The sequence below is a fragment of the Streptomyces sp. DSM 40868 genome (genome assembly GCF_011820545.1).
GTDB classification, from domain to species: Bacteria; Actinomycetota; Actinomycetes; order Streptomycetales; family Streptomycetaceae; genus Streptomyces; species Streptomyces eurythermus.
Genome location: NZ_CP050504.1, coordinates 3,863,158 through 3,887,249 on the forward strand (window position 1 = coordinate 3,863,158; position 24,092 = coordinate 3,887,249).

The 24,092-nt window shown below is 73.2% G+C and carries 22 protein-coding genes; 9 read left to right on the forward strand and 13 right to left on the reverse strand.

Annotated elements, in window-relative coordinates; all coding sequences use genetic code 11:
• Positions 1 to 18: 18 nt before the first annotated feature.
• Positions 19 to 339 (forward strand): hypothetical protein, encoded by a 321-nt coding sequence (locus HB370_RS17385; RefSeq protein WP_030779010.1) that lies wholly within the window; start codon positions 19 to 21, stop codon positions 337 to 339.
• A gap of 17 nt (positions 340 to 356) precedes the next feature.
• Here HB370_RS17385 and HB370_RS17390 read toward each other — a convergent pair whose 3' ends face one another.
• The 4 genes from HB370_RS17390 to HB370_RS17405 form a co-directional block, all read right to left on the reverse strand.
• Positions 357 to 1,043 (reverse strand): LuxR C-terminal-related transcriptional regulator, encoded by a 687-nt coding sequence (locus tag HB370_RS17390; RefSeq protein WP_030779012.1) that lies wholly within the window; start codon positions 1,041 to 1,043, stop codon positions 357 to 359.
• A 175-nt stretch (positions 1,044 to 1,218) separates the two neighbouring features.
• Positions 1,219 to 3,015, reverse strand: coding sequence for a PQQ-binding-like beta-propeller repeat protein (locus tag HB370_RS17395; protein WP_030779014.1), 1,797 nt, complete (start codon positions 3,013 to 3,015; stop codon positions 1,219 to 1,221).
• Between the two features lie 76 nt (positions 3,016 to 3,091).
• Positions 3,092 to 4,930, reverse strand: coding sequence for a PQQ-binding-like beta-propeller repeat protein (locus HB370_RS17400; RefSeq protein ID WP_030779015.1), 1,839 nt, complete (start codon positions 4,928 to 4,930; stop codon positions 3,092 to 3,094).
• Between the two features lie 238 nt (positions 4,931 to 5,168).
• Positions 5,169 to 6,977, reverse strand: coding sequence for an ABC-F family ATP-binding cassette domain-containing protein (locus tag HB370_RS17405; protein ID WP_030779020.1), 1,809 nt, complete (start codon positions 6,975 to 6,977; stop codon positions 5,169 to 5,171).
• Between the two features lie 183 nt (positions 6,978 to 7,160).
• Here HB370_RS17405 and HB370_RS17410 point away from each other — a divergent pair, with 183 nt between their 5' ends.
• On the forward strand, positions 7,161 to 7,778 hold the full coding sequence (locus HB370_RS17410; RefSeq protein ID WP_037701050.1) for a Uma2 family endonuclease: 618 nt from the start codon (positions 7,161 to 7,163) through the stop codon (positions 7,776 to 7,778).
• A gap of 3 nt (positions 7,779 to 7,781) precedes the next feature.
• On the opposite strand, the gene HB370_RS17415 is transcribed toward HB370_RS17410, so the two are convergent.
• The 6 genes from HB370_RS17415 to rsmI form a co-directional block, all read right to left on the reverse strand.
• A complete protein-coding gene (locus HB370_RS17415) occupies positions 7,782 to 8,675 on the reverse strand; it encodes a 4-(cytidine 5'-diphospho)-2-C-methyl-D-erythritol kinase (RefSeq protein WP_030779023.1) in 894 nt (297 codons plus the stop codon).
• Positions 8,672 to 9,541, reverse strand: coding sequence for a 16S rRNA (adenine(1518)-N(6)/adenine(1519)-N(6))-dimethyltransferase RsmA (rsmA, locus tag HB370_RS17420; RefSeq protein WP_030779025.1), 870 nt, complete (start codon positions 9,539 to 9,541; stop codon positions 8,672 to 8,674). The genes HB370_RS17415 and rsmA overlap by 4 nt, the downstream gene beginning before the upstream one ends.
• A 66-nt stretch (positions 9,542 to 9,607) precedes the next feature.
• Positions 9,608 to 10,984 (reverse strand): resuscitation-promoting factor, encoded by a 1,377-nt coding sequence (locus HB370_RS17425; protein ID WP_030779026.1) that lies wholly within the window; start codon positions 10,982 to 10,984, stop codon positions 9,608 to 9,610.
• Between the two features lie 123 nt (positions 10,985 to 11,107).
• Positions 11,108 to 12,010, reverse strand: a complete 903-nt coding sequence (locus tag HB370_RS17430; RefSeq protein WP_030779027.1) for a TatD family hydrolase — start codon at positions 12,008 to 12,010, stop codon at positions 11,108 to 11,110.
• A 47-nt stretch (positions 12,011 to 12,057) separates the two neighbouring features.
• Positions 12,058 to 12,417: a hypothetical protein gene (locus HB370_RS17435; RefSeq protein ID WP_051815491.1), complete on the reverse strand. Its 360-nt coding sequence runs from the start codon at positions 12,415 to 12,417 to the stop codon at positions 12,058 to 12,060.
• A 188-nt stretch (positions 12,418 to 12,605) separates the two neighbouring features.
• Positions 12,606 to 13,454 (reverse strand): 16S rRNA (cytidine(1402)-2'-O)-methyltransferase, encoded by an 849-nt coding sequence (gene rsmI / locus HB370_RS17440; RefSeq protein WP_167512991.1) that lies wholly within the window; start codon positions 13,452 to 13,454, stop codon positions 12,606 to 12,608.
• Positions 13,455 to 13,559: 105 nt separating this feature from the next.
• Here rsmI and HB370_RS17445 point away from each other — a divergent pair, with 105 nt between their 5' ends.
• The 3 genes from HB370_RS17445 (at position 13,560) to HB370_RS17455 (ending at position 18,829) form a co-directional block, all read left to right on the forward strand.
• Positions 13,560 to 15,317 carry a phospholipid carrier-dependent glycosyltransferase gene (locus tag HB370_RS17445; RefSeq protein ID WP_030779033.1) on the forward strand — a complete coding sequence of 586 codons (1,758 nt, stop codon included), beginning with the start codon at positions 13,560 to 13,562 and terminating at the stop codon, positions 15,315 to 15,317.
• A gap of 111 nt (positions 15,318 to 15,428) precedes the next feature.
• Positions 15,429 to 17,066, forward strand: coding sequence for a penicillin-binding transpeptidase domain-containing protein (locus HB370_RS17450; RefSeq protein WP_030779034.1), 1,638 nt, complete (start codon positions 15,429 to 15,431; stop codon positions 17,064 to 17,066).
• A 95-nt stretch (positions 17,067 to 17,161) separates the two neighbouring features.
• A complete protein-coding gene (locus tag HB370_RS17455; RefSeq protein ID WP_030779035.1) occupies positions 17,162 to 18,829 on the forward strand; it encodes a penicillin-binding transpeptidase domain-containing protein in 1,668 nt (555 codons plus the stop codon).
• On the opposite strand, the gene HB370_RS17460 is transcribed toward HB370_RS17455, so the two are convergent.
• Positions 18,830 to 19,168: an SsgA family sporulation/cell division regulator gene (locus HB370_RS17460; protein WP_030779036.1), complete on the reverse strand. Its 339-nt coding sequence runs from the start codon at positions 19,166 to 19,168 to the stop codon at positions 18,830 to 18,832. It abuts the gene before it with no gap.
• A gap of 148 nt (positions 19,169 to 19,316) precedes the next feature.
• Between HB370_RS17460 and HB370_RS17465 the strand changes: the two genes are divergently transcribed.
• The 4 genes from HB370_RS17465 (at position 19,317) to HB370_RS17480 (ending at position 23,165) form a co-directional block, all read left to right on the forward strand.
• Entirely contained in the window at positions 19,317 to 20,372 is a 1,056-nt protein-coding gene (locus HB370_RS17465) for an energy-coupling factor ABC transporter permease (protein WP_030779043.1), read from the forward strand.
• Between the two features lies 1 nt (position 20,373).
• Positions 20,374 to 21,135, forward strand: coding sequence for a cobalt ECF transporter T component CbiQ (gene cbiQ / locus HB370_RS17470; protein WP_030779046.1), 762 nt, complete (start codon positions 20,374 to 20,376; stop codon positions 21,133 to 21,135).
• On the forward strand, positions 21,123 to 21,881 hold the full coding sequence (locus HB370_RS17475) for an ABC transporter ATP-binding protein (protein ID WP_030779052.1): 759 nt from the start codon (positions 21,123 to 21,125) through the stop codon (positions 21,879 to 21,881). The genes cbiQ and HB370_RS17475 overlap by 13 nt, the downstream gene beginning before the upstream one ends.
• Before the next feature lie 123 nt (positions 21,882 to 22,004).
• Entirely contained in the window at positions 22,005 to 23,165 is a 1,161-nt protein-coding gene (locus HB370_RS17480) for a serine hydrolase domain-containing protein (protein WP_030779055.1), read from the forward strand.
• A 34-nt stretch (positions 23,166 to 23,199) separates the two neighbouring features.
• On the opposite strand, the gene HB370_RS17485 is transcribed toward HB370_RS17480, so the two are convergent.
• Together HB370_RS17485 and HB370_RS17490 are read right to left on the reverse strand one after the other, a co-directional pair.
• Positions 23,200 to 23,478, reverse strand: coding sequence for a DUF1876 domain-containing protein (locus HB370_RS17485; protein ID WP_030779057.1), 279 nt, complete (start codon positions 23,476 to 23,478; stop codon positions 23,200 to 23,202).
• A gap of 68 nt (positions 23,479 to 23,546) precedes the next feature.
• Positions 23,547 to 24,059, reverse strand: a complete 513-nt coding sequence (locus HB370_RS17490; protein WP_030779060.1) for a YbaK/EbsC family protein — start codon at positions 24,057 to 24,059, stop codon at positions 23,547 to 23,549.
• Positions 24,060 to 24,092 lie beyond the last annotated feature (33 nt).

Consider the following 24,092-nt stretch of genomic DNA (forward strand, 5'->3'; position numbering starts at 1 on the left):
GGGAGGATCGAGGAAACCATGACCGAGCATCCTGAGCACCGTCCGGAGCACTACACCGAGCAGGACGTCCAGCGGGAGGTCTCCGAGCTGGAGACCAAGTCCGCGACGGCGGCCCGCATCTTCGACCTGCGCCGCATCATCGGCGGGCTGTTCGTGGTCTACGGCGTCATCGTCACCCTCACCGGGATCACCGACTCCCAGGCCGCGATCGACAAGGCCGAGGGCGTCAACATCAACCTGTGGACCGGGATCGGCATGCTGCTGCTGGGGATCTTCTTCCTGGCGTGGCTGAAGCTGCGGCCCACGGTGCTGCCCCCGGAGGACGACCGGACGGAGTAGCGCGCCCCTCCGGACGCCTAAGCCGGGCCCGTGTTCCGACGTGGCCCGGCCCGTTCCAGCAAGCCCGTGCGGGCGGCCAGGGCCGCTGCCTCCAGGCGGGAGCCGACGCCCAGTTTCATCAGGACCCGCTGGACGTGGGTGCGGGCCGTGCTGGGGGCGATGCCCATGCCCGCCGCGATCAGACGGGTGTCCTCGCCGTCGGCCACCCGGATCAGCACCTCCACCTCGCGCGGCGTCAGCATCTCCAGCAGCCGCTGGGCCTCGTCGTCGGGCTGCGCGGCCGGGTTCAGCAGCTCCGCGAACGCGCCCTGGAGCAGCTGCGGGGCGACGGCCGCCTCCCCGGCGCGGGCCTTCGTCATGGCCCGCTCGACGCCCTCGATCCGCTCGTCGTGCCGTACGTACCCCGACGCGCCCGCCGCGAAGGCCGCCGCGATGCCGCGCGGCGACGGCACCGGGCCGAGCACCACCACCGCCACCTGCGGACGCTCCCGCTTGATCTTGACCACCGGGTCGAAGGCGCCCGGCTCGGCCGGAGCCGCCGTCCCCAGCAGGCACACCTCGGGTGCCCGCGCGATCACCAGGTCCGCCGCGCCCGCGGCCGGTGCCGCCGCGGCGACCACCCGGTGCCCGCGCAGCTTGAGCGCCGACGCCAGCGCCTCCGCGAGCAGGCGATGGTCGTCGACGACCACGAGCCGCACTCCCATTGAGCAACCCCCCAGTCCCCCCGGCACCCCCCGCGCTTCATGCCCCCGGAAGCTACACGCTTGTTCGACGTCGCGCTGCCCCTCCAGAAGAGAAGTGCCCCGGATCGATGAAATCCGGGGCACCACTGGGCAGTTCACTCGTTCGGGCGAGTCCGGCGAGGGCGCCGGCGGCCGGTCAGCCGTCCGTGCCGAACGCCATCACCAGGTACTCCTGGTCGTACGTCCGGTTGCGCTTGTGGGCGAACTGGGCCGACATGTACAGGCGGCCCTTGCCGAAGAGCACCTCGGCGTACTCGGGCAGCAGGCTGGTCTCCGCCGTGTGCACGCTGCGCTCGGCGGGGTTCTCCAGCAGCTTGGTCACCTTGAAGGTGCCGCCGTCGATGCTGACGACCTGGCCGCCCTTGTTGTACGGCGGCGCGTTGTAGGCCAGCAGGTTGCCGCCGTCCATGCGCAGCGGGGAGAGCGTGTAGCCGTCGCCGGCCTCGGCGCGCTGCCCGGTCGGCTTGCCGGTGCGCAGGTCGAAGGCGACGATCTCGTTCGTCCTGCTGTACTGGGCCTGGCCGTCGTGCGACTCGGTCATCAGGTACAGCCTGCCGTTGCCGGCGACGACCTGGTTGCAGCCCTCGACTCGGGTGATGCCGTCGCAACGGCCCCCGTAGGTGTCGCTGGGCGCGGCGATCCGGGCGAGCAGCGCGCCGGTCCTGCCGTCGATGGAGAAGTAGTCCGAGACACCGCTGCCGTCGCCCGCGGCGTCGCCGACGTCGGCGGCGACCACGAGGGGGTCGGTGGAGACGACGGACGCGTACTCGACGCCGTCGGGCATCGTGTACTCGGAGATCACCTTGCCGGTCTTCGGGTCGATGTTCTGGATGTGCAGCTTCCGGCTGTCGGACACGCCGCACTTGCGCACCGCGACCAGCCGGGCGCCGCCGCCGTATCCGTCGTCGGAGCAGGAGTCGCCCGCCTTGGGCTGCCACAGCACCTTGCCGGAGTCGATGTCGAACGCGGCACCGCCGTCGGTGCTGCCGAGCGCGACCGTGTGCTGGGCGACCGTCACATTCTCGAAGGTGACCGGGTAGTCACCGGAGTTGACCGACTTCGTCCACAGCCGCTTGCCCGCGGCGAGGTCGATCGCGGCGACCTGGCTGCACCCCTCGGAGGAGCCCTTCGCGGGCATCTTCGGCTGGAAGGTGACCGCCGTCCGGCCGTCCTCGTTCACATGGTCGCTGGCCGCGCAGATCGGGCCGGGCAGCTTGACCGTCCACAGCCGGGTGCCCCGGACCGGGTCGTAGCCGTTGATCTCCGCGATGCCGCTCTTGGCGTACACCGTGTCGGTCAGCCAGGAGCCGGAGGTGACGACCGTGTCGTCCGTCGTGGGCAGCTCCACCTTGAACAGCACCTTGGCGGCCGGGTCGGCCGGCACCTTCTCCTTGCCGCCGCCCCCGCTCACCGGGCCGCCGGAGCCGCCGCCCGCGGAGCCGGTCTGGCCGGCGGAGGAGACGGGGTCGTGGGAGTGGCCGTCGTCCCCGGCGGAACCGGCGTACCAGATGCCGCCGCCGACGATCAGCGCGATGGCGACGACCGCCGCCACCACGATGAACAGGGTGGTGTTCCGCCGGCCGCCGCCCGGCACCGGCCGGGGCGTCATCGGCGCGGTCGGCGGCTGCCCCGGGCCCGGATAGCCGTAGCCCGGCTGCGGGCCCGGCACGGGCGGGGCGGGCTGGGCGTAGGGGTTGTTCGGCTGGGGGGCGTACCCGGCGGGCGGCTGGGGAGCGTACGCCGGGGGCTGGGCCGGCGGGGCCGGCGGCTGCTGGGCGTACGGGTTCGGCTGCGCGCCGGGCGGGCCGTAACCGGGCGCCGGCGGGGGCGACGGGGGCGGCGGGTAGCCGTAACCCGGCTGCGGGGGCTGCGGCGGATAACCGTAGCCCGGCTGCGGGGGCTGGTGGGGCGGTGGCGGGGGCGGCTGGGTCATGGCGACGGGTACCTCGGTGACGCTCTGCGGGCGGACGGCAAAAGGGGACGCGGGAAGTCGGGAGCCGGCGCCCGGCTCAGTCGCCGAAGGCCATGATCAGCTTCTCCTTGGAGTCGTCGTCGCCGGACAGCCGGCCCGAGGAGATGAACAGCCGACCGCCGGACCAGTCCAGGACCCCGTCGTAGAAGGTGTTCTCGACACCGGCGGCGCCCCGCGGGTTGCGCAGCAGCGCGGTCGTGCCGTGGGAGGACCCGGACGTCGGCACCGACACCACCTGGCCGCCGCTGTCGTACGACGGCTGCACATACGCGATGAGCTTGCCGCCCTCGGTCTTCACCGGGTACATCGGCCGGTCGCCCGGGGACTTCACCCGCCACTTCTCCTTGCCGTCGGCGAGGCCCACGGCCACGATCTCGTTGGCGCTGACGGTGGCGTCGGTGGGCAGGTAGAGCGTGTCGCCGTCGACCGCGACGCCCTGGCAGCCCTGCAGCTCGCGCTCGAGGATCGCCCAGCCGCAGCGGGGGGCGAACTTCTCGTCCACCACGACCTGCGAACGGACCTTGCCGTCGTCGGCGATGACGGAGATGTTCCAGGTCTTCTTCTCGCGGTTGGTCAGATAGACCACGAGAGGGTCGACCGAGTAGGTACGGCTGACCTCCCAGCCCTTCTTGAGCTTCTGCGTCCAGCGCACGGTGCCGTTCGCCGGGTCCAGCTCCTGGAGCTCCTCGTGCTCGTCGGAGCCGCCGACGCCGCAGGAGGCCACCTGGATCAGCCGGTCGGTGCCGCCCGCGTAGGCGGCCGGGAAGCAGGCCGAGCCGTACCGCTTCTTGTCGTACAGCTTCTTGCCGCTGTCGATGTCGTACGCCGTGCCCGACTGCGACCGGCCCACCATCAGCGTCCTGCCGCTGACCGTCAGCTCGATGGTGAGGGCGCTGTCGAACAGGCCGCCGTCGGCGACCTCGCCGCTCCAGCCCTTCTCGCCGGTGCGCAGGTCGAGCTGCTGGAGCTGGTTGCACTTGGCGTGCTCGCCGCCACCGCTCATGTACGCCACGACGATCTTGTCGTCGGCCGACTTGTGCGGGGTGACCGCGCAGATCTTCTGCGGGAAGGAGACCGGCCCCCAGGCGGTGCGGCCGTCCGCGGCGCCGAAGGCGAAGACCTGCTTGTAGGCCGCCTTCACCGCGGTGTCGCCGGCGATCCACATGCCGGGCGCGTCGGCACCGGAGGCGGGGGCGTCGGGGGGCGGCGCGTACCAGAGGACCTTGGCCTCGCCGGGGCCGCGTCCGTCGTTGAGGTGGTCCGGGTCCGCGCCGCCGGAGGTCGTCGGCGAGGCGGTGGCGGAGTGCCCGGGGCCGTCGCTGCCCTGGGCGACGGGCTTCTTGCCGCCGCCCTCGTCGTCGCCGCCGGCGGTGACCGCGAACACCGTGCCGCCGATGACGAGCAGCGCGGCGACCGCGGACCCGACGACCAGCGCCGTCTTCTTCTTCGAGGCCGGTCCGCCGGCCGGGGCCCCGGGTATGCCGGGCGCGGCCCCGGGCATGCCGGGGTACGGCGGCTGCGGCGGCTGTCCGTAACCGGGCTGCGGGGCGCCGTACGGGCCCGGCTGCTGCGGAGCCTGCTGCGGGTACCCGTAGGGGCCCTGCTGCGGCTGACCGTAGGGGCCCGGGGCGTTGCCGTACGGGCCCGGCTGCGGGTAGCCGTAGCCCGGCTGGGGCTGCGGGGGCCCGGCGGGGGGCTGGGGCGCGCCGAAGCCGCCCTGCGCCGGAGGCGTCTGCGGGGGCGGAGGGGCGCCGAAGCCGCCCTGGGCGGGCGGGGTTCGAGGCGCGCCGAAACCACCCGGCCGCGGCGGCTGCTCCTGTGGTGCTCCCGGTGCTCCGAACCCGCTCTGCGGCGGCTGGTCGGGCGGCTGGGTCATCAGCGCTCTTCCCCCTCGTTCACTGATTTTTAGCCACGCCCCGAAGCACGCGACGGACGGCTCTGGGCCGTTTATCAGACGGTTTTCAGACGGCTCTTTCTATCACCCGGCGGTGACAGCACAGGGGGCCGTGCCCTCCCCGGTTCCCAAGGGAGGACCGGCCCGTGACGCCGTCGTTACGCGTCTTCACGCCCCCTTCACCCGGCGCACGCGCCCCCTCCGCGCGCCGGGTCGAGGGTCAGGCGTCCTCCGCCAGTTCCAGCCAGCGCAGCTCCAGTTCCTCCCGCTCCCCGGCGAGGTCCCGCAACTGGGCGTCCAGTTCGGCCACCTTCGCGAAGTCGGTGGCGTTGTCGGCGATCTGCGCGTGCAGCTTCGACTCCTTCTCGGAGATCTTGTCCAACTGGCGCTCGATCTTCTGGAGTTCCTTCTTCGCGGCGCGCTGGTCGGCGGCGCTCTTCTCCGCCGTGACCGGCTTGGGCGCCGCGGCGGCGGTCCGCTCGGCGACCGCCTCCTCCATGCGCCGGCGCCGCTCCAGGTACTCGTCGATGCCGCGCGGCAGCATCCGCAGGGTGCCGTCGCCGAGCAGCGCGAACACCCGGTCCGTCGTCCGCTCCACGAAGAACCGGTCGTGGGAGATGACGATCATCGAGCCGGGCCAGCCGTCGAGGACGTCCTCCAGCTGGGTCAGGGTCTCGATGTCGAGGTCGTTGGTGGGCTCGTCCAGGAAGAGCACGTTGGGCTCGTCCATGAGCAGCCGCAGCAGCTGGAGCCGCCGCCGCTCGCCGCCGGAGAGGTCCCCGACCGGCGTCCACTGCTTCTCCTTGCCGAAGCCGAACGTCTCGCACAGCTGCCCGGCCGTCATCTCGCGCCCCTTGCCGAGGTCGACGCGCTCCCGGACCGCCTGCACGGCCTCCAGCACCCGCCAGGTGGGGTCGAGTTCGGCGACCTCCTGGGAGAGGTAGGCCAGCTTGACCGTCCTGCCGACGGTGATCCGGCCCCCGGCGGGCTGCTCCTCGCCGTCGGTGCGGGCGGCGGCGGCCATGGCGCGCAGCAGCGAGGTCTTCCCGGCGCCGTTGACGCCGACCAGACCGATCCGGTCGCCCGGTCCGAGCTGCCAGGTGACGTGCTTGAGCAGGACCTTCGGCCCGGCCTGGAGGGTGATGTCCTCCAGGTCGAAGACCGTCTTGCCGAGCCGGGAGGAGGCGAACTTCATCAGCTCGCCGCTGTCCCGGGGCGGCGGCACGTCCGCGATCAGCTCGTTGGCGGCCTCCACCCGGAAGCGCGGCTTGGAGGTCCGCGCGGGGGCGCCGCGCCGCAGCCAGGCCAGCTCCTTGCGGATCAGGTTCTGCCGCTTGGCCTCCTCGGTGGCGGCGATCCGCTCGCGCTCGGCGCGCGCGAAGACGTAGTCCGAGTAGCCGCCCTCGTACTCGTACACGTCACCGCGCTGCACGTCCCACATGCGGGTGCAGACCTGGTCCAGGAACCAGCGGTCGTGGGTGACGCACACCAGCGCCGAGCGCCGGTTGCGCAGGTGCTCGGCGAGCCAGGCGATGCCCTCGACGTCGAGGTGGTTGGTGGGCTCGTCCAGGACGATCAGGTCCTGTTCCTCGATGAGCAGCTTGGCCAGCGCGATCCGGCGCCGCTCACCGCCGGAGAGCGGTCCGATGACGGTGTCGAGCCCCTTGGGGAAGCCCGGCAGGTCCAGCCCGCCGAACAGTCCGGTGAGCACGTCCCTGACCTTGGCGTTGCCGGCCCACTCGTGGTCGGCCATGTCGCCGATCACCTCGTGGCGGACGGTGGCGGCGGGGTCGAGGGAGTCGTGCTGGGTGAGCACGCCGAGCCGCAGCCCGCCGGAGTGCGTGACCCTTCCGGTGTCGGCCTCCTCCAGCTTGGCGAGCATCCGGATGAGGGTGGTCTTCCCGTCGCCGTTGCGTCCGACGACCCCGATCCGGTCCCCTTCCGACACGCCGAGCGAGACGCCGTCCAGCAGGGCACGGGTGCCGTAGACCTTGCTGACGTTCTCGACATTGACCAGGTTGACGGCCATTTCACTCCTGTGCGCGGGGCGGTATCGACATGCGGCTCCACCGTGTGGGTCAGCCTTCTAGCGTAGGGCTTCGGGGGTGAGGGGCGGGGCGCGAGGGGGTTGTCACTCTTTGTGATGACGTGATCGGGATGGGGCCGCTACGGTGGGGAAGCAGGTCGCAGGATCCCATCCATGGGAGGAACCATGACTGCCGAGCCGATCTCCGAGGCCGCCGCGCCCGACGCCGAGCCGACCTCACGGTGGCCCGTGCCTCCGGCGGATGGCTGGAGCGTGGACGACCTGTTCACCCTGCCCAACCTCCCGCCGCACACCCAGTTGATCGACGGGAGCCTGGTCTTCGTGAGCCCGCAGCGGGATTTCCACAGCATTGTCATCGACCTGCTGGTGAGCGGCCTCCGCCGGACAGTGCCTCCGAGGTTTAAGGTCCGCCGCGAGATGACCGTCGTCATCGATCGCAAGAACGCGCCCGAGCCGGACGTCTCCCTGCTTCGCGCGGAGGCCGTCACCGAGCGCCGCCAGACGTCGTTCCGAGCCGCCGATGTCGTCCTCGCCGTGGAGGTCGTTTCGCCGGAATCGGAGTCCCGCGACCGCGACACCAAGCCACGCAAGTACGCCGCTGCGGGGATCGCCCACTTCTGGCTGGTGGAGATGGTGGGAGAGGACGCGCGGCCGGTCGTCTACGTGTACGAGCGTGATCCGGTCACCAAGAGCTACACGGTCACCGGAATTCACCACAACCGTTTGAAGGTCTCCGTCCCGTTCGACATCGACATCGACCTGACCGCCATCGACAACCTCTGAGCCTCAGAGAACCGTAGCCCCCGTCACCGGCCCCGCCGCCGTCCGTACCGCCCCGCACGTCCCCGACACCCGCAGGGCCCCGGCCACCTTCTCCGCCGCCCCGGCGTCCCGCACGAGGAACGCCGTCGTAGGGCCGGACCCGGAGACCAGCGCGGCCAGCGCCCCCGCCTCGCGCCCCGCCGCCAGCGTGTCCGCCAGCTCCGGGAACAGGGACAGCGCCGCCGGCTGGAGGTCGTTGGAGACGGTCGCGGCCAGCGCGTCCGCGTCACCCTTCGCCAGCGCCGCCAGCAGGTCCGCCGACGCCACCGGCTCCGGGATCTGACGACCCTCGGCCAGCCGGTCGAACTCGCGGAACACCGCCGGGGTGGACAGCCCGCGCCCGGCCATCGCGAACACCCAGTGGAAGGCGCCGCCGACCTCCAGCTCCGTCAGCCGCTCACCGCGCCCGACGCCGAGCGCCGCCCCGCCGACCAGGCTGAACGGCACATCGCTGCCCAGCTCGGCGCAGATCTCCAGGAGTTCCTCGCGCGAGGCGCCCGTACCCCACAGCGTGTCGCAGGCGAGCAGCGCGGCCGCGCCGTCCGCGCTGCCGCCCGCCATGCCGCCGGCGACCGGGATGTCCTTGGCGATGTGGAGGTGCACGTCCGGCTCGATGCCCCGGCGCCCGGCGAGGGCGATCGCCGCGCGCGCGGCGAGGTTGGTGCGGTCCAGGGGGACCTGGCCGGCGTCCGGGCCCTCGCAGGTGATCCGGAGTTCCGCCGCCGGGGTCGCCGTCACCTCGTCGTAGAGGCCGACGGCGAGGAAGACGTTGGCGAGGTCGTGGAACCCGTCGGGGCGGGCGGCGCCCACCGCGAGCTGGACGTTGACCTTGGCCGGGACGCGTACCGTGACGCTCACTTGCCGCTCTCCTTGTGTTCGGCGATCCGCGCGAACTCCTCGACCGTCAGCGACTCCCCGCGTGCCTGCGGCGAGACCCCGGCCGCGACCAGGGCCGCCTCGGCCGCCGCCGCCGAGCCGGCCCAGCCGGCGAGCGCGGCCCGCAGGGTCTTGCGGCGCTGGGCGAACGCCGCGTCGACCACCGCGAAGACCTCCCGCTTGGAGGCGGTCGTCCGGATCGGCTCGGTCCGCCGGACCAGGGACACCAGTCCGCTGTCGACGTTCGGCGCCGGCCAGAACACGTTCCGGCCGATGGCACCGGCCCGCTTGACCTCGGCGTACCAGTTGGCCTTCACGGACGGCACGCCGTACACCTTGTTCCCGGGCCCGGCGGCGAGCCGGTCGGCGACCTCGGACTGCACCATCACCAGCGTCCGCTCGATGCTCGGGAAGGTGTCGAGCATGTGCAGCAGCACCGGCACGGCCACGTTGTACGGCAGGTTCGCCACCAGGGCCGTCGGCGCGGGGCCGGGCAGCTCGGTGACGTGCATCGCGTCGGAGTGGACCAGCGCGAACCGGTCGGCGCGTTCCGGCATGCGCGCGGTGATGGTCGCGGGGAGAGCCGCGGCGAGTACGTCGTCGATCTCGACGGCGGTGACCCGGTCGGCGACCTCCAGCAGCGCGAGGGTGAGCGAGCCGAGCCCGGGGCCGACCTCCACCACCACGTCGTCGGGGCGGACGTCGGCGGTGCGGACGATCCGGCGGACGGTGTTGGCGTCGATCACGAAGTTCTGGCCGCGCTGCTTGGTGGGGCGGACACCGAGCGCTGCCGCGAGCTCACGGATGTCGGCCGGGCCGAGGAGGGCGTCGGGGGTGGGGCTGGTCACGGGACAAGGGTACGGGGGTGCGGGGGGCCGGGGTGCCGGGGGAGGCGCGAGCGGCGGGCCGGGGGGCTACCCCCGCAGCCTCGCGCCGCAGTGCGGCCACGGGCTCGCCCCCCGCTGCACGTACAGCTTCTTCGCGCGGTACGTCTGTTCCTCCGGGGAGGCGTCCTGGGGCCGGCCCTTGCCGCCGAGGCTGTGCCAGGTGCGGGTGTCGAACTGGTAGAGGCCGCCGTAGGTGCCCGAGGGGTCGACGGCGTCCGGGCGGGCGCCGGACTCGCAGACGGCGAGGGCGTGCCAGTCGAGGGGGCCCGTGTCGTGCACGGAGGCGGGCCGCGGCCGGGTGCCGACCTTCACCACCTGGGTGCGGGGCGCGCGCACCAGCTCGGTGCTCTCCGGGCGCGGGCGCTGCCGGACCCCGTTGACGGTGCGCACGTAGTAGACGGTGCGGCGCAGTCCGGGCCGGCCGGGCTGGGTGACGACCTCGGTGCCCTGGAAGAGCGTGCGGTCGGTGATCCGTACGGCCGGGAACGGGATCGGCTCCTCGTGGACCTCCCGCCGGCCGGTCACCCGCAGCACGGTCACGGTCTGTCCGTCGCGCGGGAAGCTGTCCCCCGGGACGGAGAGGGTGTCCTGGCCGCGCAGGATGACCCCGGCCTCCTCGACCACCTCCCGGACGGTGGCCGCGTTGGTGCGGACGGTCCGGGTCCGGCCGTCCGCCATGACGGTGACGGCGCGCTCGGTGCGTACGTCGAGCGCGAGCCCGGCGCGTGAGATGCGCCGGGAGCGGGAGGCCGACAGATAGGCGCCCTCGGCGCGCACCCCCAGCTGCTCCAGTGCGCCGGCCACGGTGTGCGCCGTCGTCCACACCTGCTGCCGGTGGCCGTCCAGGGTGAGCCACAGGGGGCGGCCGTAGCGCACCGCGACCTCGTCGCCGCTGGTGAGTTCCGTGCCGGGGGCGGGCGCGACCATGTCGTGCGCTCCCACCCGTACGCCCTCCTCGGCGAGCAGCTCGCCCACGTCGTCGGCGAAGGTGTGCAGGGTGCGCCGGTTGCCGTCGACGCTCAGCTCGATCGCCTTGTCCTTGGCGACGAAGGCGGTGGTGCCGCCGGCGAGGAAGGCCACCACGAGCGCCTGCGGCAGCAGACGGCGCACGGCGGATTCCGGGCGCTCCCCACCGCGGACCTTGCGCCGGCGCGCGGCCCGCCCGTCCGGTTCCCCGCCGTCACCGTCCACCGGGAGGTCTGCCGAGCCGTGGTCGCGGTGCTCGCGTGCCTCCTCCGCCGGCGGCGGGGCGCCCGCGCCCTGCCGTGGCAGGACCGGCTCGCCCGCCCGCGCGTGCGCCGCCGGCTCCACGTCGTACCGGACCGGCAGCGCGCCGCCGGGTGCGCCGGGCGGTGCGGCGCCGAGGCCGTACGCCTCATACGTCTCGTACTGCGACTTGCTCACGGCCGACACGCTCCAGAGGGCCAGAGGGGTCCGGATCGGGCCCCCAGAACCTAGCGGAGCGCCGGTCACTCTCCAAAGCGGCGCGACTACGTACCGTCGCCACCCGCGAGGCGGGGATGACCGTCAGTAGTCGAAGGCGCGGGCGGTGTTCGCGGCCAGGGCCGTCGCCAGCGTGTCCTCGTCGGTGCCGCGCACGGCGGCCATCGCGCGGACCGTGACCGGAACGAGATACGGCGCGTTCGGCCGTCCGCGGTACGGCGCCGGGGTGAGGAACGGCGCGTCGGTCTCCACCAGGACCAGCTCCGGCGGGGCGACGGCGAGGGCGTCCCGCAGGTTCTGGGCGTTCTTGAAGGTGACGTTGCCGGCGAAGGACATGAAGTAGCCCTCGCGGGCGCAGATCCGGGCCATCTCGGCGTCACCGGAGTAGCAGTGGAAGACGGTGCGCTCCGGGGCGCCCTCCTCCTTCAGGATCCGCAGCACGTCGGCGTGGGCGTCGCGGTCGTGGATGACGAGCGCCTTGCCGTGCCGCTTGGCGATCTCGATGTGGGCCCGGAAGGACCGTTCCTGGGCAGCCTTGCCCTCGGGGCCGGTGCGGAAGTAGTCCAGGCCCGTCTCGCCGACGCCCTTGACGTGCGGCAGCGCGGCCAGCCGGTCGATCTCCGCGAGGGCCTCGTCCAGCGCCGCGTCCCCGCCCGCCGCCCGGGCCCCCTGCCGGGACCACCCGTCGGGGTCGCCGTGGACGATGCGCGGCGCCTCGTTGGGGTGCAGGGCGACGGCGGCGTGGACGCTGTCGTGCGCGGCGGCGGTCTCGGCCGCCCATCGCGAGCCCTCGATGTCGCAGCCGACCTGGACGACCGTCGTGACACCCACCGAGGCGGCCTTCGCCAGGCCCTCCTCGACCGTGCCGGACTGCATGTCGAGGTGGGTGTGGGAGTCGGCGACGGGCACCGCGAGGGGTGCCGGAAGCGGCGGCGCGGCGTTCTTGTCGTTCTTGGCGTCGGAGCTGTGGCCGGCGTTCGAAGGCATGCCCCGATCCTACGAAAGGGGCGTGCCCCGGCCGGCCGGTGCTCCGCTCAGCCGGCCTTGCGGTGGAACGGGTGCAGCAGGTCGGACAGGTGCCAGTGGTGCGGCCGCCCCGCCTGCCCCGGCACCCGCTCCGCCTCGACCGGGCCCGCCGCCGGCACCCGGTGGGGTTGCCCGCCGGCCGCCGCGCGCACGGAGGCCACCTGGCCCGCGCGCATGATCCGCACGAGGTGACCGTCACAGTTCCGGCAGACCGGCCGGCTCAGCGGCGACGGCACCACCCGGCCGTCGGCCACGTACCGCACGACCCGTTCCCCCTCGGCGTTCGTGCGGTGCTCGATCACGTACGACTGCTCCCAGCCGTGCCCGCAGCGCATGCAGGCGAAGGCGTACGACGCTATGTCACTCATGTGCCAGCTCCCTGTCGGACGGGTGCGTCCTTGCGCCCAGTGGACGCCTCCCGTGGCGCGAAAGCATCCGACCTGCCGACTGTTGGCCCCGATTTGGCCACGGCTTGCCCGAGCGTGCCGATTGGGACGGCTGGGCTTTGCCATCGAGGCCGGCCTTTTGCCGGCGTATGGGAGGCCCGCCTCGTCAGTCACTCACCGGCCCGCTTGGCGGCGACGACGGCGTCGAAGACCACCCGCTTGGGCAGCCCCGCCTCCACCGCCACCGCCGCGATCGCCTCCTTGCGCCGCTCCCCGGCCTCCTCCCGCACCCGGACCCGGCGCACCAGCTCCTGCGCGTCCAGCTCCTCCGGCCCGGTCTCCGGCGCCCCCTCGACCACGACGGTGATCTCCCCGCGCACGCCCTCCGCGGCCCACCGCGCCAGCTCGGCCAGCGGGCCGCGCCGCACCTCCTCGTACGTCTTGGTCAGCTCGCGGCAGACGGCGGCCCGCCGGTCGGCGCCGAAGACCTCGGCCATCGCGGCGAGGGTGTCGTCGAGCCGGTGCGGGGCCTCGAAGTAGACGAGGGTGCGCCGCTCGGCCGCCACCTCGCGCAGCCGGGACAGCCGCTCGCCGGCCTTGCGCGGCAGGAAGCCCTCGAAGCAGAACCGGTCCACGGGCAGCCCGGACAGGGCGAGCGCGGTGAGCACGGCGGACGGGCCGGGCACGGCGGTGACCCGGACGTCCCGCTCCACGGCGGCGGCGACCAGCCGGTAGCCGGGGTCGGAGACGGACGGCATGCCCGCGTCGGTCACCAGCAGCACGCGCGCGCCGCCGAGCAGCTCGGTGACCAGCTCGGGCGTGCGGGCGGCCTCGTTGCCCTCGAAGTAGGAGACCACGCGGCCCTTGAGGGTGACGCCCAGCGCCTGGGTGAGCCGGCGCAGCCGCCGGGTGTCCTCGGCGGCGACCACGTCGGCCGCGGCCAGCTCCTCGGCCAGCCGGGGCGGCGCGTCCGCGATGTCGCCGATGGGGGTACCTGCCAGGACAAGGGTTCCAGTCACGCCCCCATCCTCCCAGGGCCCGCGCCGGAGGAGGAAAACGCGCACCCGACGACCGGTACCGCACATGCGCGGGACTCCCACAGAACGGTTCCCTACGATGGCGCGGTGACCAGTACCGCGTCCTCCATGGACCTCCGGCAGGGCCAGGCACCGCACGAGGGGCGGCCGTCGTGGCAGCGGCGGCTGCGCCGATTCGGTTACGCGCCGGGCAAGGACGCGCCGGCCGGCGACGTACGCGACCTGCTGGTGCCGCCGTACGCGCAGCCGAGCCCCCGGCTGTGGCGGGTGCTGGGCGCCTCGCCGGTCCTGGCCGAGCGGCTGACGCGCTGGTCGGGCTGGGGCGGGCCGCTGTTGGTGACGCTGCTGGCGGGCCTGACGCGGTTCTGGAACCTGGGCAGTCCGCGGGCGGTGATATTCGACGAGACGTACTACGCCAAGGACGCCTGGGCGCTCGTCCACCGCGGTTTCGAGGTCAGCTGGGACCAGTACGGCAAGAACGCCAACGACATGGTGCTCCAGCAGCACGGCGGCCTGGCGGTGCCGACCGACGCGGCGTACGTGGTGCACCCGCCGGTCGGCAAGTACGTGATCGGGCTCGGGGAGCTGCTGTTCGGGTTCGACCCGTTCGGCTGGCGGTTCATGACGGCGCTGCTCGGGACGCTGAGCGTGCTGCTGCTGTGCCGGATCGGGCGCCGGATGTTCCGCTCGACGTTCCTGGGCTGTCTGGCGGGCGCGCTGATGGCGGTGGACGGGCTGCACTTCGTGATGAGCCGGACGTCCCTGCTGGACGGCGTGCTGATGTTCTTCGTGGTGGCCGCGTTCGGCGCCCTGGTCGTCGACCGGGACCGGGCCCGGGAACGGCTGGCCGCCGCGCTGCCGGCCGGGCCGGACGGCCGGGTCCGGCCGGACGCGTCCGTCGCCGACACCTTCCGGTTCGGCTGGCGCCCGTGGCGCTGGACGGCGGGCGTGCTGCTGGGCCTGGCCGTGGGCACGAAGTGGAACGGCCTGTACGTCCTGGCGGCGTTCTGTGTGATGACGGTCCTGTGGGACGTCGGCACCCGCAAGGTGGCCGGCGCCCGTCACCCGTACCTCGCGGTCCTCAAGTACGACACCGGTGCCGCGTTCGTGGCGACGATCCCGGTGGCGCTGGTGGTCTACGTGGCCTCCTGGACCGGCTGGATCCTCTCCCCCACCGACGGCACGGGCGGCTACTACCGCGACTGGGCGGCCACCGACGGCAGGGGCGGCACCTGGTCGTTCCTGCCGGACTGGCTGCGCAGCCTGTGGCACTACGAGCACGAGGTGTACAAGTTCCACGTCGGCCTGGACCAGCCGCACACGTACCAGTCCAACCCGTGGAGCTGGATCGTGCTGGGCCGCCCGGTGTCGTACTTCTACGAGTCCCCCGGCCCCGGCACCGACGGCTGCCCGGCGGACGCCGGGGAGAAGTGCGCCCGGGAGGTGCTGGCGATCGGCACGCCGCTGCTGTGGTGGGCGGCCTGCTTCGCGATCGCCTACGTGCTGTGGCGCTGGGCGCTGCGCCGGGACTGGCGGGCCGGTGCCATCGCCTGCGGGATCGCGGCCGGCTATCTGCCGTGGTTCCTGTACCAGGAGCGGACGATCTTCCTCTTCTACGCGGTCGTCTTCCTGCCGTTCCTGTGCCTGGCGGTGGCGATGATGGCCGGCGCGATCATCGGCCCGCCACGCTCCACCGACACCCGCCGGGTGATCGGCGCGACGGCGGCGGGCGTCCTGGTCCTGCTGATCGCCTGGAACTTCATCTACTTCTGGCCCCTGTACACGGGCACGGCCATCCCGATCGACTCGTGGCGGTCGCGGATGTGGCTGGATACGTGGGTTTAGCCGTCACGGTTCGAACAACTCCCGCCCCAACCGCACCGCAACCGCTTACAGTTCCCCCCGCACGTTGAGTTGAACATGTTCAACAGGCTGAACGGGAGGGGGAACCGCGCCATGCGCAACGGGGTCAAGGCGGCCGTGGTGGGCGGCGTGTGCGTCACGCTGCTGAGCGGCGCCGGCTACGGGCTCTACAACTTCGCGTCCGCGATGAGCGGTGACAGCGGCACGGCGGCCGGCGTGGCGCCCCCGCGCACCGGGCCACCCAGCGGCACGGAGGTGCAGGAGACCACCAAGGCGTTCTTCGCCGCCTGGGAGAAGGGGGACGCGGCGACCGCTGCCTCCTACACGAACTATCCCGAGTCCGCCGAGGCGCTGCTGACGGCCTACGGCCAGGACGCGCACATAGGCAAGGTGCGGATCACACCGGGCACGCCCGACGGCGACACGGTGCCCTTCGCGGTGACCGCGACGGTGTCCTACGACGGCGCTTCCAAGCCGCTGTCCTACCGCGGCACGCTCACCGTCGTACGCGGCGTCACCTCGCACCGGGCGCTGGTCGACTGGCGGCCCTCCGTGGTCCACCCGCGGCTGCGCCAGGGCGACACCCTGACCACCGGGAAGTCGTCCGCCCCTCCGATCGAGGCCGTGGACCGCACCGGGAAGGTGCTGGACCGGGAGAAGTACCCCTCGCTCGGCCACCTGCTGGACGAGCTGCGCGGCCGGTACGGCGACAAGTCCGGCGGCAGGCCCTCGGTGGAGCTGGTGATCCGGCACCAGGCCAGCCCGGACGGCAGCCAGGCCGCGGACACCCCGCTGGTCACCCTGGCCAAGGGCAGACCGGGCCGGCTCCCCACCACGCTCAGCGCGAGCGTCCAGGCTGCGGCCGAGGCGGCCGTGATGAAGTACCCCGAGTCCTCCGTGGCGGCCGTCAAGCCGAGCACCGGCGAGATCCTCGCCGTCGCCAACAACCGCACGGACGGCTTCGACGCGGCCCTCCTCGGCGAACGCGCCCCCGGCTCCACCATGAAGATCGTCAGCGCGGCGGCCCTCATCGACAACGGCCTGACCACGGCGGACGGCCCGGCGCCCTGTCCGCCCTCGGCCGTCTGGCAGAGCCAGACCTTCCAGAACCTCAAGGGCCTGGCGCCCGACGAGCACGCCACCCTCGCCGACAGCTTCGCCCGCTCCTGCAACACGGCGTTCGTGAAGTTCGCCGACGAGGTGAGGCCCGACTCCCTCACCCGGGAGGCCGAGGACCGGTTCGGGCTGGGCCGGAACGACTGGCAGGTGGGCGTGCCCACCTTCGACGGCCGGGTCCCCGCCTCCGGCGGCCCGGACACCGCCGCGAGCCTGATCGGCCAGGGCCAGGTGCAGATGAGCCCGCTGAACATGGCCTCCGTGACGGCGACCGCGATGACCGGCGCCTTCCGCCAGCCGGTGATCGTGCCGCTGAGCCTGGACGGCCGCGAACCGGCACGCGCGCGCGGCCTCGCGCCGGGCACCGTCCGGCAGCTGCGCGCGATGATGAACCGCACCGCGCGCTCCGGCACCGCGGCCACGGTGATGGCCGGGCTGGGCGGGGACGTCGGCGCGAAGACCGGCTCCGCCGAGACCGACGGCGCGGCCCGCTCGGACAGCTGGTTCACCGGGTACCGGGGCGATGCCGCCGCGGCGGCCATGGTCCAGGACGGCGGGCACGGCGTCGACGCCGCCGGGCCGATTGTCGCAACCGTGCTACGGAACGCCGGTTGAGATCACCCGTGAAGACGGGGACCTTAAGGTGAAAGCCGTCGTTGGGAGTGTGAGGGCTTAGGAGAGCCTGGGAAGCGCGCGGAGGAACTGAGGCTGTGGGCAAGAGAAGGCGCGTCGCGGAGCGACGGAAGACCCGACCCGCCGTGCTCGGCGGGATGCTCGCCGTGGTCGTCGGCGGCGCCGGGGTCGGCCTCTACGCGCTCTACGACGGCGGGGCCGCGGCCGACGAGGGCACCGCGGCCACGGCCGCCCGCAAGAACGTGAAGACCGGCCCGCTCACCGCCACCGAGGTCCGCACGGCCACCACCCGCTTCCTCACCGCCTGGCAGCACGGCAAGGCCGCCGAGGCCGCCGCCGCCACCGACGACCCCGCGGCGGCGGCCCCGCTGCTCACCGGCTACGCCAAGGACGCCCACCTGAAGGACGTCACCCTCGCCCCCAAGGCGGCCAAGGGCGCCACGGTGCCCTTCGACGTCCGCGCCACCGTGGCCTACAAGGGCGTCAGCAAGCCGCTGGCCTACGGCAGCTCGCTCACCGTCGTACGCCGCCCGGGTGACGGCGAGCCGCGGGTCGACTGGCACGCGGCCGTCGTCCACCCGGACCTCAGGGACGGCGACCGGCTGGTGACCGGCGCCTCCGGCACCCCTCCGGTCAAGGCGCTGGACCGCGACGGCGGCGAGATCACCACCGCCCGGTACCCGTCGCTGGGCACGGTGCTGGACGGGCTGCGGGAGAAGTACGGCAAGACCGCCGGCGGCACGGCGGGCGTCGAGCTGCGCGTGGTGCGCGGCAAGGAGTCCAAGGCCGCCAAGCTGTCCGACAAGACGCTGCTGGAGCTGAGCGAGGGCACCCCGGGCACGGTGCGCACGACGCTCAGCCCGGCCCTCCAGGCGGCGGCCGAGCGGCAGGTGGACAAGCGGGCCAAGGCCTCGGTGGTCGTGCTGCGGCCCTCCACCGGCGAGATCCTCGCGGTCGCCAACAGCGGGCACGGCTTCAACACCGCCTTCCAGGGCTCCCTCGCCCCCGGCTCCACCATGAAGATCATCACGTCGTCGCTGCTCATCGACAAGGGCCTGGCCTCGGCGGACAAGCAGCACCCCTGTCCGAAGACGGTCACCTACGGCGGCTGGAAGTTCCACAACGACGACGACTTCGAGATCAAGGGCGGCACGTTCAAGGCGAGCTTCGCCCGCTCCTGCAACACCGCCTTCATCAGCCAGGCGAAGAAGCTGGACAACGACGACCTGACCAAGCAGGCCCAGCAGGTCTTCGGGCTGTCGATGAACAACTGGGCGATCGGCGTGCCCAGCGTCGACGGCTCGGTGCCGGTGCAGTCGGCGGCGCAGATGGCGGCCGAGCTGATCGGGCAGGGCGGGGTGCGGATGAACCCGCTGAACATGGCGTCGGTCGCGGCCACCGTGAAGGCGGGCTCCTTCCACCAGCCGTACCTGGTCTCCCCGTCCGTGGACCACCGGACGCTGGCCACCGCCGCGCGCACCCTGTCCCCGAAGACCCTCTCCCAGCTGCGCGAGCTGATGCGGTACACGGCCGCCTCCGGCACGGCGGCGGAGGCGATGGCGGGGCTCGGCCCGGACTACGGCGCGAAGACCGGCTCGGCGGAGGTCGACGGCCAGAAGAAGCCGAACGGCTGGTTCACCGCCTACCGGGGCGACCTCGCCGCCGCGGGCGTGGTCCAGGCGGGCGGCCACGGGGGCGACACGGCCGGTCCCATCGTGGCGTCGCTGCTGAAGCTCGGGGGCTGATCAGCCGCGGACCGGCTCGGCGGTGTAGGTGCGGCGCAGGAACCGCAGCAGGGTCTTGGAGTCGAACTGCACGACGTCCACGCCGTGGTCGCCGTGGAACTCCACGACGGCCTGGACCCGCCCGCAGGGCCACACCCGGACGTCGCCGGTCCCGGCCGGCGCGCGCAGCCCCCGTTCGAGCAGGGCGCGGGAGAAGGTCCACTCGTGGGGTCCGGGCAGTCCGATGCGGACGGAGCGGGGATCGCGGTCGGGGTCGTAGCGCAGCACGACGGGTACGGCCCCCGGGTCCTCCTCGTCCGTGACGATATGAGCGCGTGCGTACTGTTCGACCACAGACATCGGACCGCCCTTTCACGCACCGTGACCTATGTGAAAGCTGTTCTTCCGCTTCCATCCAGAGTGGCACATTTTCCGGTTCGCGCCCCGGTGGGAGACGAGACTTTGTCTCTCTTGCAAGAGGTTCGCAACAAGGGCCTAAAATCGTCGGGTGCATGTACCTGACGGATTCATAGACGCCCCGACCTCCGCGGTCACCGGAGTGGTCGCCGCCGGCGCCCTCGCGGTGAGCCTGCGCGGCGCCCGCCGCGAGCTGGACGAGCGCACCGCACCGCTGGCCGGTCTGGTCGCGGCGTTCATCTTCGCCGTACAGATGCTCAACTTCCCCGTCGCCGCCGGGACCAGCGGGCACCTGCTCGGCGGGGCCCTGGCGGCGATACTCGTCGGACCGTACACGGCCGTGCTGTGCGTGTCGGTGGTGCTCCTGATGCAGGGCGTGCTGTTCGCCGACGGCGGGCTGACCGCGCTCGGCGTGAACATCACCGACATGGCACTCGTCACCACCGTCGTGTCGTACGCCGTCTTCCGCGGGCTGCTCGCCGTGCTGCCCCGCAAGCGGCGCTCGGTGACCGTGGCCTCCTTTGTCGCCGCGCTGGTCTCCGTGCCCGCGGCCGTGGTCGCCTTCACCCTGATCTACGCGGTCGGCGGCACCGCGGACGTCCCCATCGGCAAGGTCGCCACCGCGATGGTCGGTGTGCATGTGCTCATCGGCATCGGCGAGGCGGTCATCACCGCGCTCACGGTCGGCGCCGTCATCGCCGTCCGTCCCGACCTGGTGCACGGCGCGCGCGGTCTGCGCCAGCGGCTCCAGCTGCGGGTGAACGGCGCCCTGGTGGACGCCCCCGCGGCCGAGCCCGCGACCCCGGTGCCCGCCGCGGCCCGCACCTCGCGGCGCACGCTGTGGGTGACCGGCCTGGTCACCTCCCTGGTCCTGGCCGGCTTCGTCAGCTTCTACGCCTCCGCCGACCCCGACGGCCTGGAGAAGGTCGCGCACGACAAGGGGATCGACAAGAAGGAGAAGGAGCACGCCGCCGCCGACTCGCCGCTGGCCGACTACGGCGTGAAGGACATCTCCGACGCCCGGCTGTCCGGCGGTCTCGCGGGCGTCATCGGCGTCGGCGTCACCGTCGTCGCGGGCAGCGCGGTCTTCTGGGCGCTGCGCCGCCGGCGCACCGACGACGCCTCCCCCGTGAACACGAGCGTCTGACGTGGGAGCGGGACACGCGCACCGGCTGTACCGGCACGGGCACTCGCCCGTGCACGGGCTGCCGCCGCACACCAAGCTCGCCGCCGCGTTCCTGTTCGTGGTGGTCGTGGTGTCCACCCCGCGCGAGGCGATGTGGGCGTTCGCGGCGTACGCCGTGCTGCTCGCGTCCGTCGCGTACCACGCGCGCGTGCCCGCCGGTTTCCTGCTGCGGCGGCTGCTGATCGAGGTGCCGTTCGTGGCGTTCGCGGTGCTCATGCCGTTCGTCGCGGAGGGCGAGCGGGTGCACGTCCTCGGGCTCTCGCTCAGCGTGAACGGGCTGTGGGGCGCCTGGAACGTGCTCGCCAAGGGCACCCTCGGCGTCGCCGCCTCCGTGCTGCTGGCCGCCACCACCGAGCTGCGCGAACTCCTGCTCGGCCTGCAACGGCTGAAGCTGCCGCCGCTGCTCGTGCAGATCGCCTCCTTCATGATCCGCTACGGCGACGTCATCACCGACGAGATGCGCCGGATGCGGATCGCCCGGGAGTCGCGCGGCTTCGAGGCGAAGGGCGTGCGGCACTGGGGCGTGCTCGCCAAGTCCGCCGGCGCGCTGTTCATCCGCTCCTACGAACGCGGGGAGCGGGTCCACCTGGCCATGGTGAGCCGGGGGTACGCCGGGTCGATGCCGGTCATCGACGAGGTGACCGCCTCCGGCGCCCAGTGGCGGCACGCCCTCGCCCTCCCCTGTGCCGCCCTCGTCGTCTGTCTGCTGGGATGGTTCCTGTGACTGCTTCTCTGGAGGTCTCCGGCCTCGCCTTCGCCTACCCGGACGGACACCAGGCCCTGTTCGGCGTGGACTTCTCGATCGCGCGCGGCGAGCGGGTCGCCCTGCTCGGCCCCAACGGCGCCGGCAAGACCACCCTGGTCCTGCACCTCAACGGCATCCTGAGCGGCGGCACGGGCACGGTGACCGTGGCCGGGCTGCCGGTCGGCAAGCAGCACATGGCAGCGATCCGGCAGAAGGTCGGCATCGTCTTCCAGGACCCGGACGACCAGCTGTTCATGCCGACCGTGCGGGAGGACGTGGCGTTCGGCCCGGCCGCCGCGAGGATCAAGGGGGCAGCACTGGAGGAACGGGTGAACACCGCGCTGGAGCGGGTCGGCATGCGGGACTTCGCCGACCGGCCGCCGCACCACCTGTCCTTCGGGCAGCGCCGCCGGGTCGCGGTGGCCACCGTGCTCGCGATGGAACCGGAGATCCTGGTCCTGGACGAGCCGTCGTCCAACCTGGACCCGGCCTCCCGCCGCGAGCTCGCCGACATCCTGCGCTCGCTGGACGTCACGGTCCTCATGGTCACGCACGACCTGCCGTACGCGCTGGAGCTGTGCCCCCGCTCCCTGATCCTCAGCGACGGCGTGATCGCGGCGGACGGCCCGACCGGCGAACTGCTCTCCGACGAGGACCTGATGCGGGCGCACCGGCTGGAGCTGCCGTTCGGCTTCGACCCGAAGTCCGTGACCATGGGCGCGTGACGCCCCGTCCCACCCCGGCAACGTCGACGTAACGATTCCGCCGGGCCGGTCCCGCCGAGGAATCGCAGGCGTGCGCGCCCTGTTGCACCCACTGTCGCAGGCGATCGGGAAGGGACGGCGGACGTGGACGTGAACGGCACAGTGGCCGAGGGCTTCGAGCCGGTCAGGGAGGCGTTCGCCGAGAACTTCGCGCGGCTCGGCGAGCGCGGCGCGGCCGTCGCGGTCTACCGCGACGGACACCGCGTGGTGAACCTGTGGGCCGGCACCCGGGACATCGACGGTACGGCGCCCTGGGAGCCCGGCACCGCCCAGATCGTGCGCTCGGCCACCAAGGGCGTGGCCGCCGCCGCCCTGCTGCTCCTGCACCAGCGCGGCGAACTGGACCTGGACGCCCCCGTCGGCGCGTACTGGCCGGAGTTCAAGGCGGCCGGCAAGGACCAGGCCCGGGTGTGGCACCTGCTCGCGCACCGGGCGGGCGTACCCGTGCTGGACCGCCCGCTGACCCCCGCCGAGGCCGCCGACCCCGACCTCGGCGCCGCGGCCGTGGCCGCCCAGGCGCCGGTGTGGGAGCCGGGCACGGAGCACGGCTACCACGCCCAGACCTACAGCTGGCTCACCGGCGAACTGCTGCGCAGGGTCACCGGGCGCCCGGTGGGCGAGTGGGTGGCCGAGGAGATCGCGGGACCCGTCGGCGCGGACCTGTGGCTCGGGCTGCCGGAGGCGGAGCGGGCCCGCGCGGGCCGGGTCGGCCGGGCGGAGACGCCCGAGACGGCGGGCGGTCTGAAGACCCGTCCCAAGCGCGCGGTGGCCGAGGCCTACGCCGACCCGGACTCCCTCACCCGCCGCGCGTTCGCCGCGATCACCCCGCTGCCGGACGAGAACGACCCCGGCTACCGCGCCGCCGCCCTGCCCGCCTCCAACGGCATCGCCACGGCCGACGGACTGGCCCGCTTCTACGCCGCGCTGATCGGCGAGGTGGACGGCGGCACCCGCCTGTTCACCCCGGACACCATGGAACTGGCCCGCACCGAGCGGTCCGCCGGGCCGGACCGGGTGCTGGTGGTAGGCACCCGCTTCGGGCTCGGCTACATGCTGCACGGCACCGCGTCGCCGCTGCTCTCCCCCGGCTCCTTCGGCCACCCCGGCCGTGGCGGGGCCCTCGCCTTCGCCGACCCGGAGTCCGGCATCGCCTTCGGCTATGTCACCAACGGCTTCCGCGCGAGCGTGACGGCGGACCCGAGGGCGCAGGCGCTGGTACGGGCCGTCCGCACGGCGCTCGCCTGATCCACGACCGCGCCCGGCGCACGCCGGGCGCGGATCAGACGTGGATCGGGTGGGAGGTCCGCCCGGACGCCGAGTCGATCTCCTCGTGCGCCTTGCTCAGCAGTTGCATGGCCAGGTCGTTCAGGGCGCGGGCGCCGGCGATCTCCTCGCCGACCCGGGGCTGGTTGGGGTCGACCTGGTGCCTGCTGGCCCGGCCGTGCGCCCGTACCTCGCTGCCGTCGGGCAGCCGCACCAGGGCCGCCGCGCGCGTGTGCTGGTCGTCCTCCTCCTTGAACTCCAGCTCGACGTGCCAACCGACAGTGGTGTGCGTCATCGGGACCACCTCCGAGAATCGCTGCTTCCAGGGTGCGCCCTGTCACCCCGGCCCGTCATGTCGGCGGTTCAGGCCCCGCGTTCGCGCACGTCCGCGACGGTGGCGCCGGCGTGCACGACGAGGTCCTTCGGCGCCACGGGGAAGACGGTGTACGGCGTCCCGGCCGCCGCCCACACCACGTCGTGCTCCAGCAGCGCCCGGTCGGCGAGGACCCGGGTGCGGGTGCGGTGCCCGAAGGGCGGCACACCGCCGATGGCGTACCCGGTGGTCTCCCGCACCACCCGGGCGTCGGCCCGGCCGACCTCCCCCGCGCCCAGTTCCTCCCGCACCCGCTCCACGTCCACCCGCGAGGCCCCGTCCATCAGCACCAGCACCGGCTCGCCGTCGGCGGCGAAGACCAGGGACTTGCAGATCTGGCTCAGCCCGCACCCGATCGCGGCGGCGGCCTCGGCCGCGGTACGGGTGGCCTCCGGGAACCGGCGGGTGCGCGCGAGGACGTCCTCCAGCCCGAGCGCCCGCAGCGCTTCGGCGAACCGGGGGTGGGCTCCGGAGTCTTCGGCGTTGGCGTCTGTCGTCGTCATGCGGGGCACGCTACGACACACCCGGCCACCGCT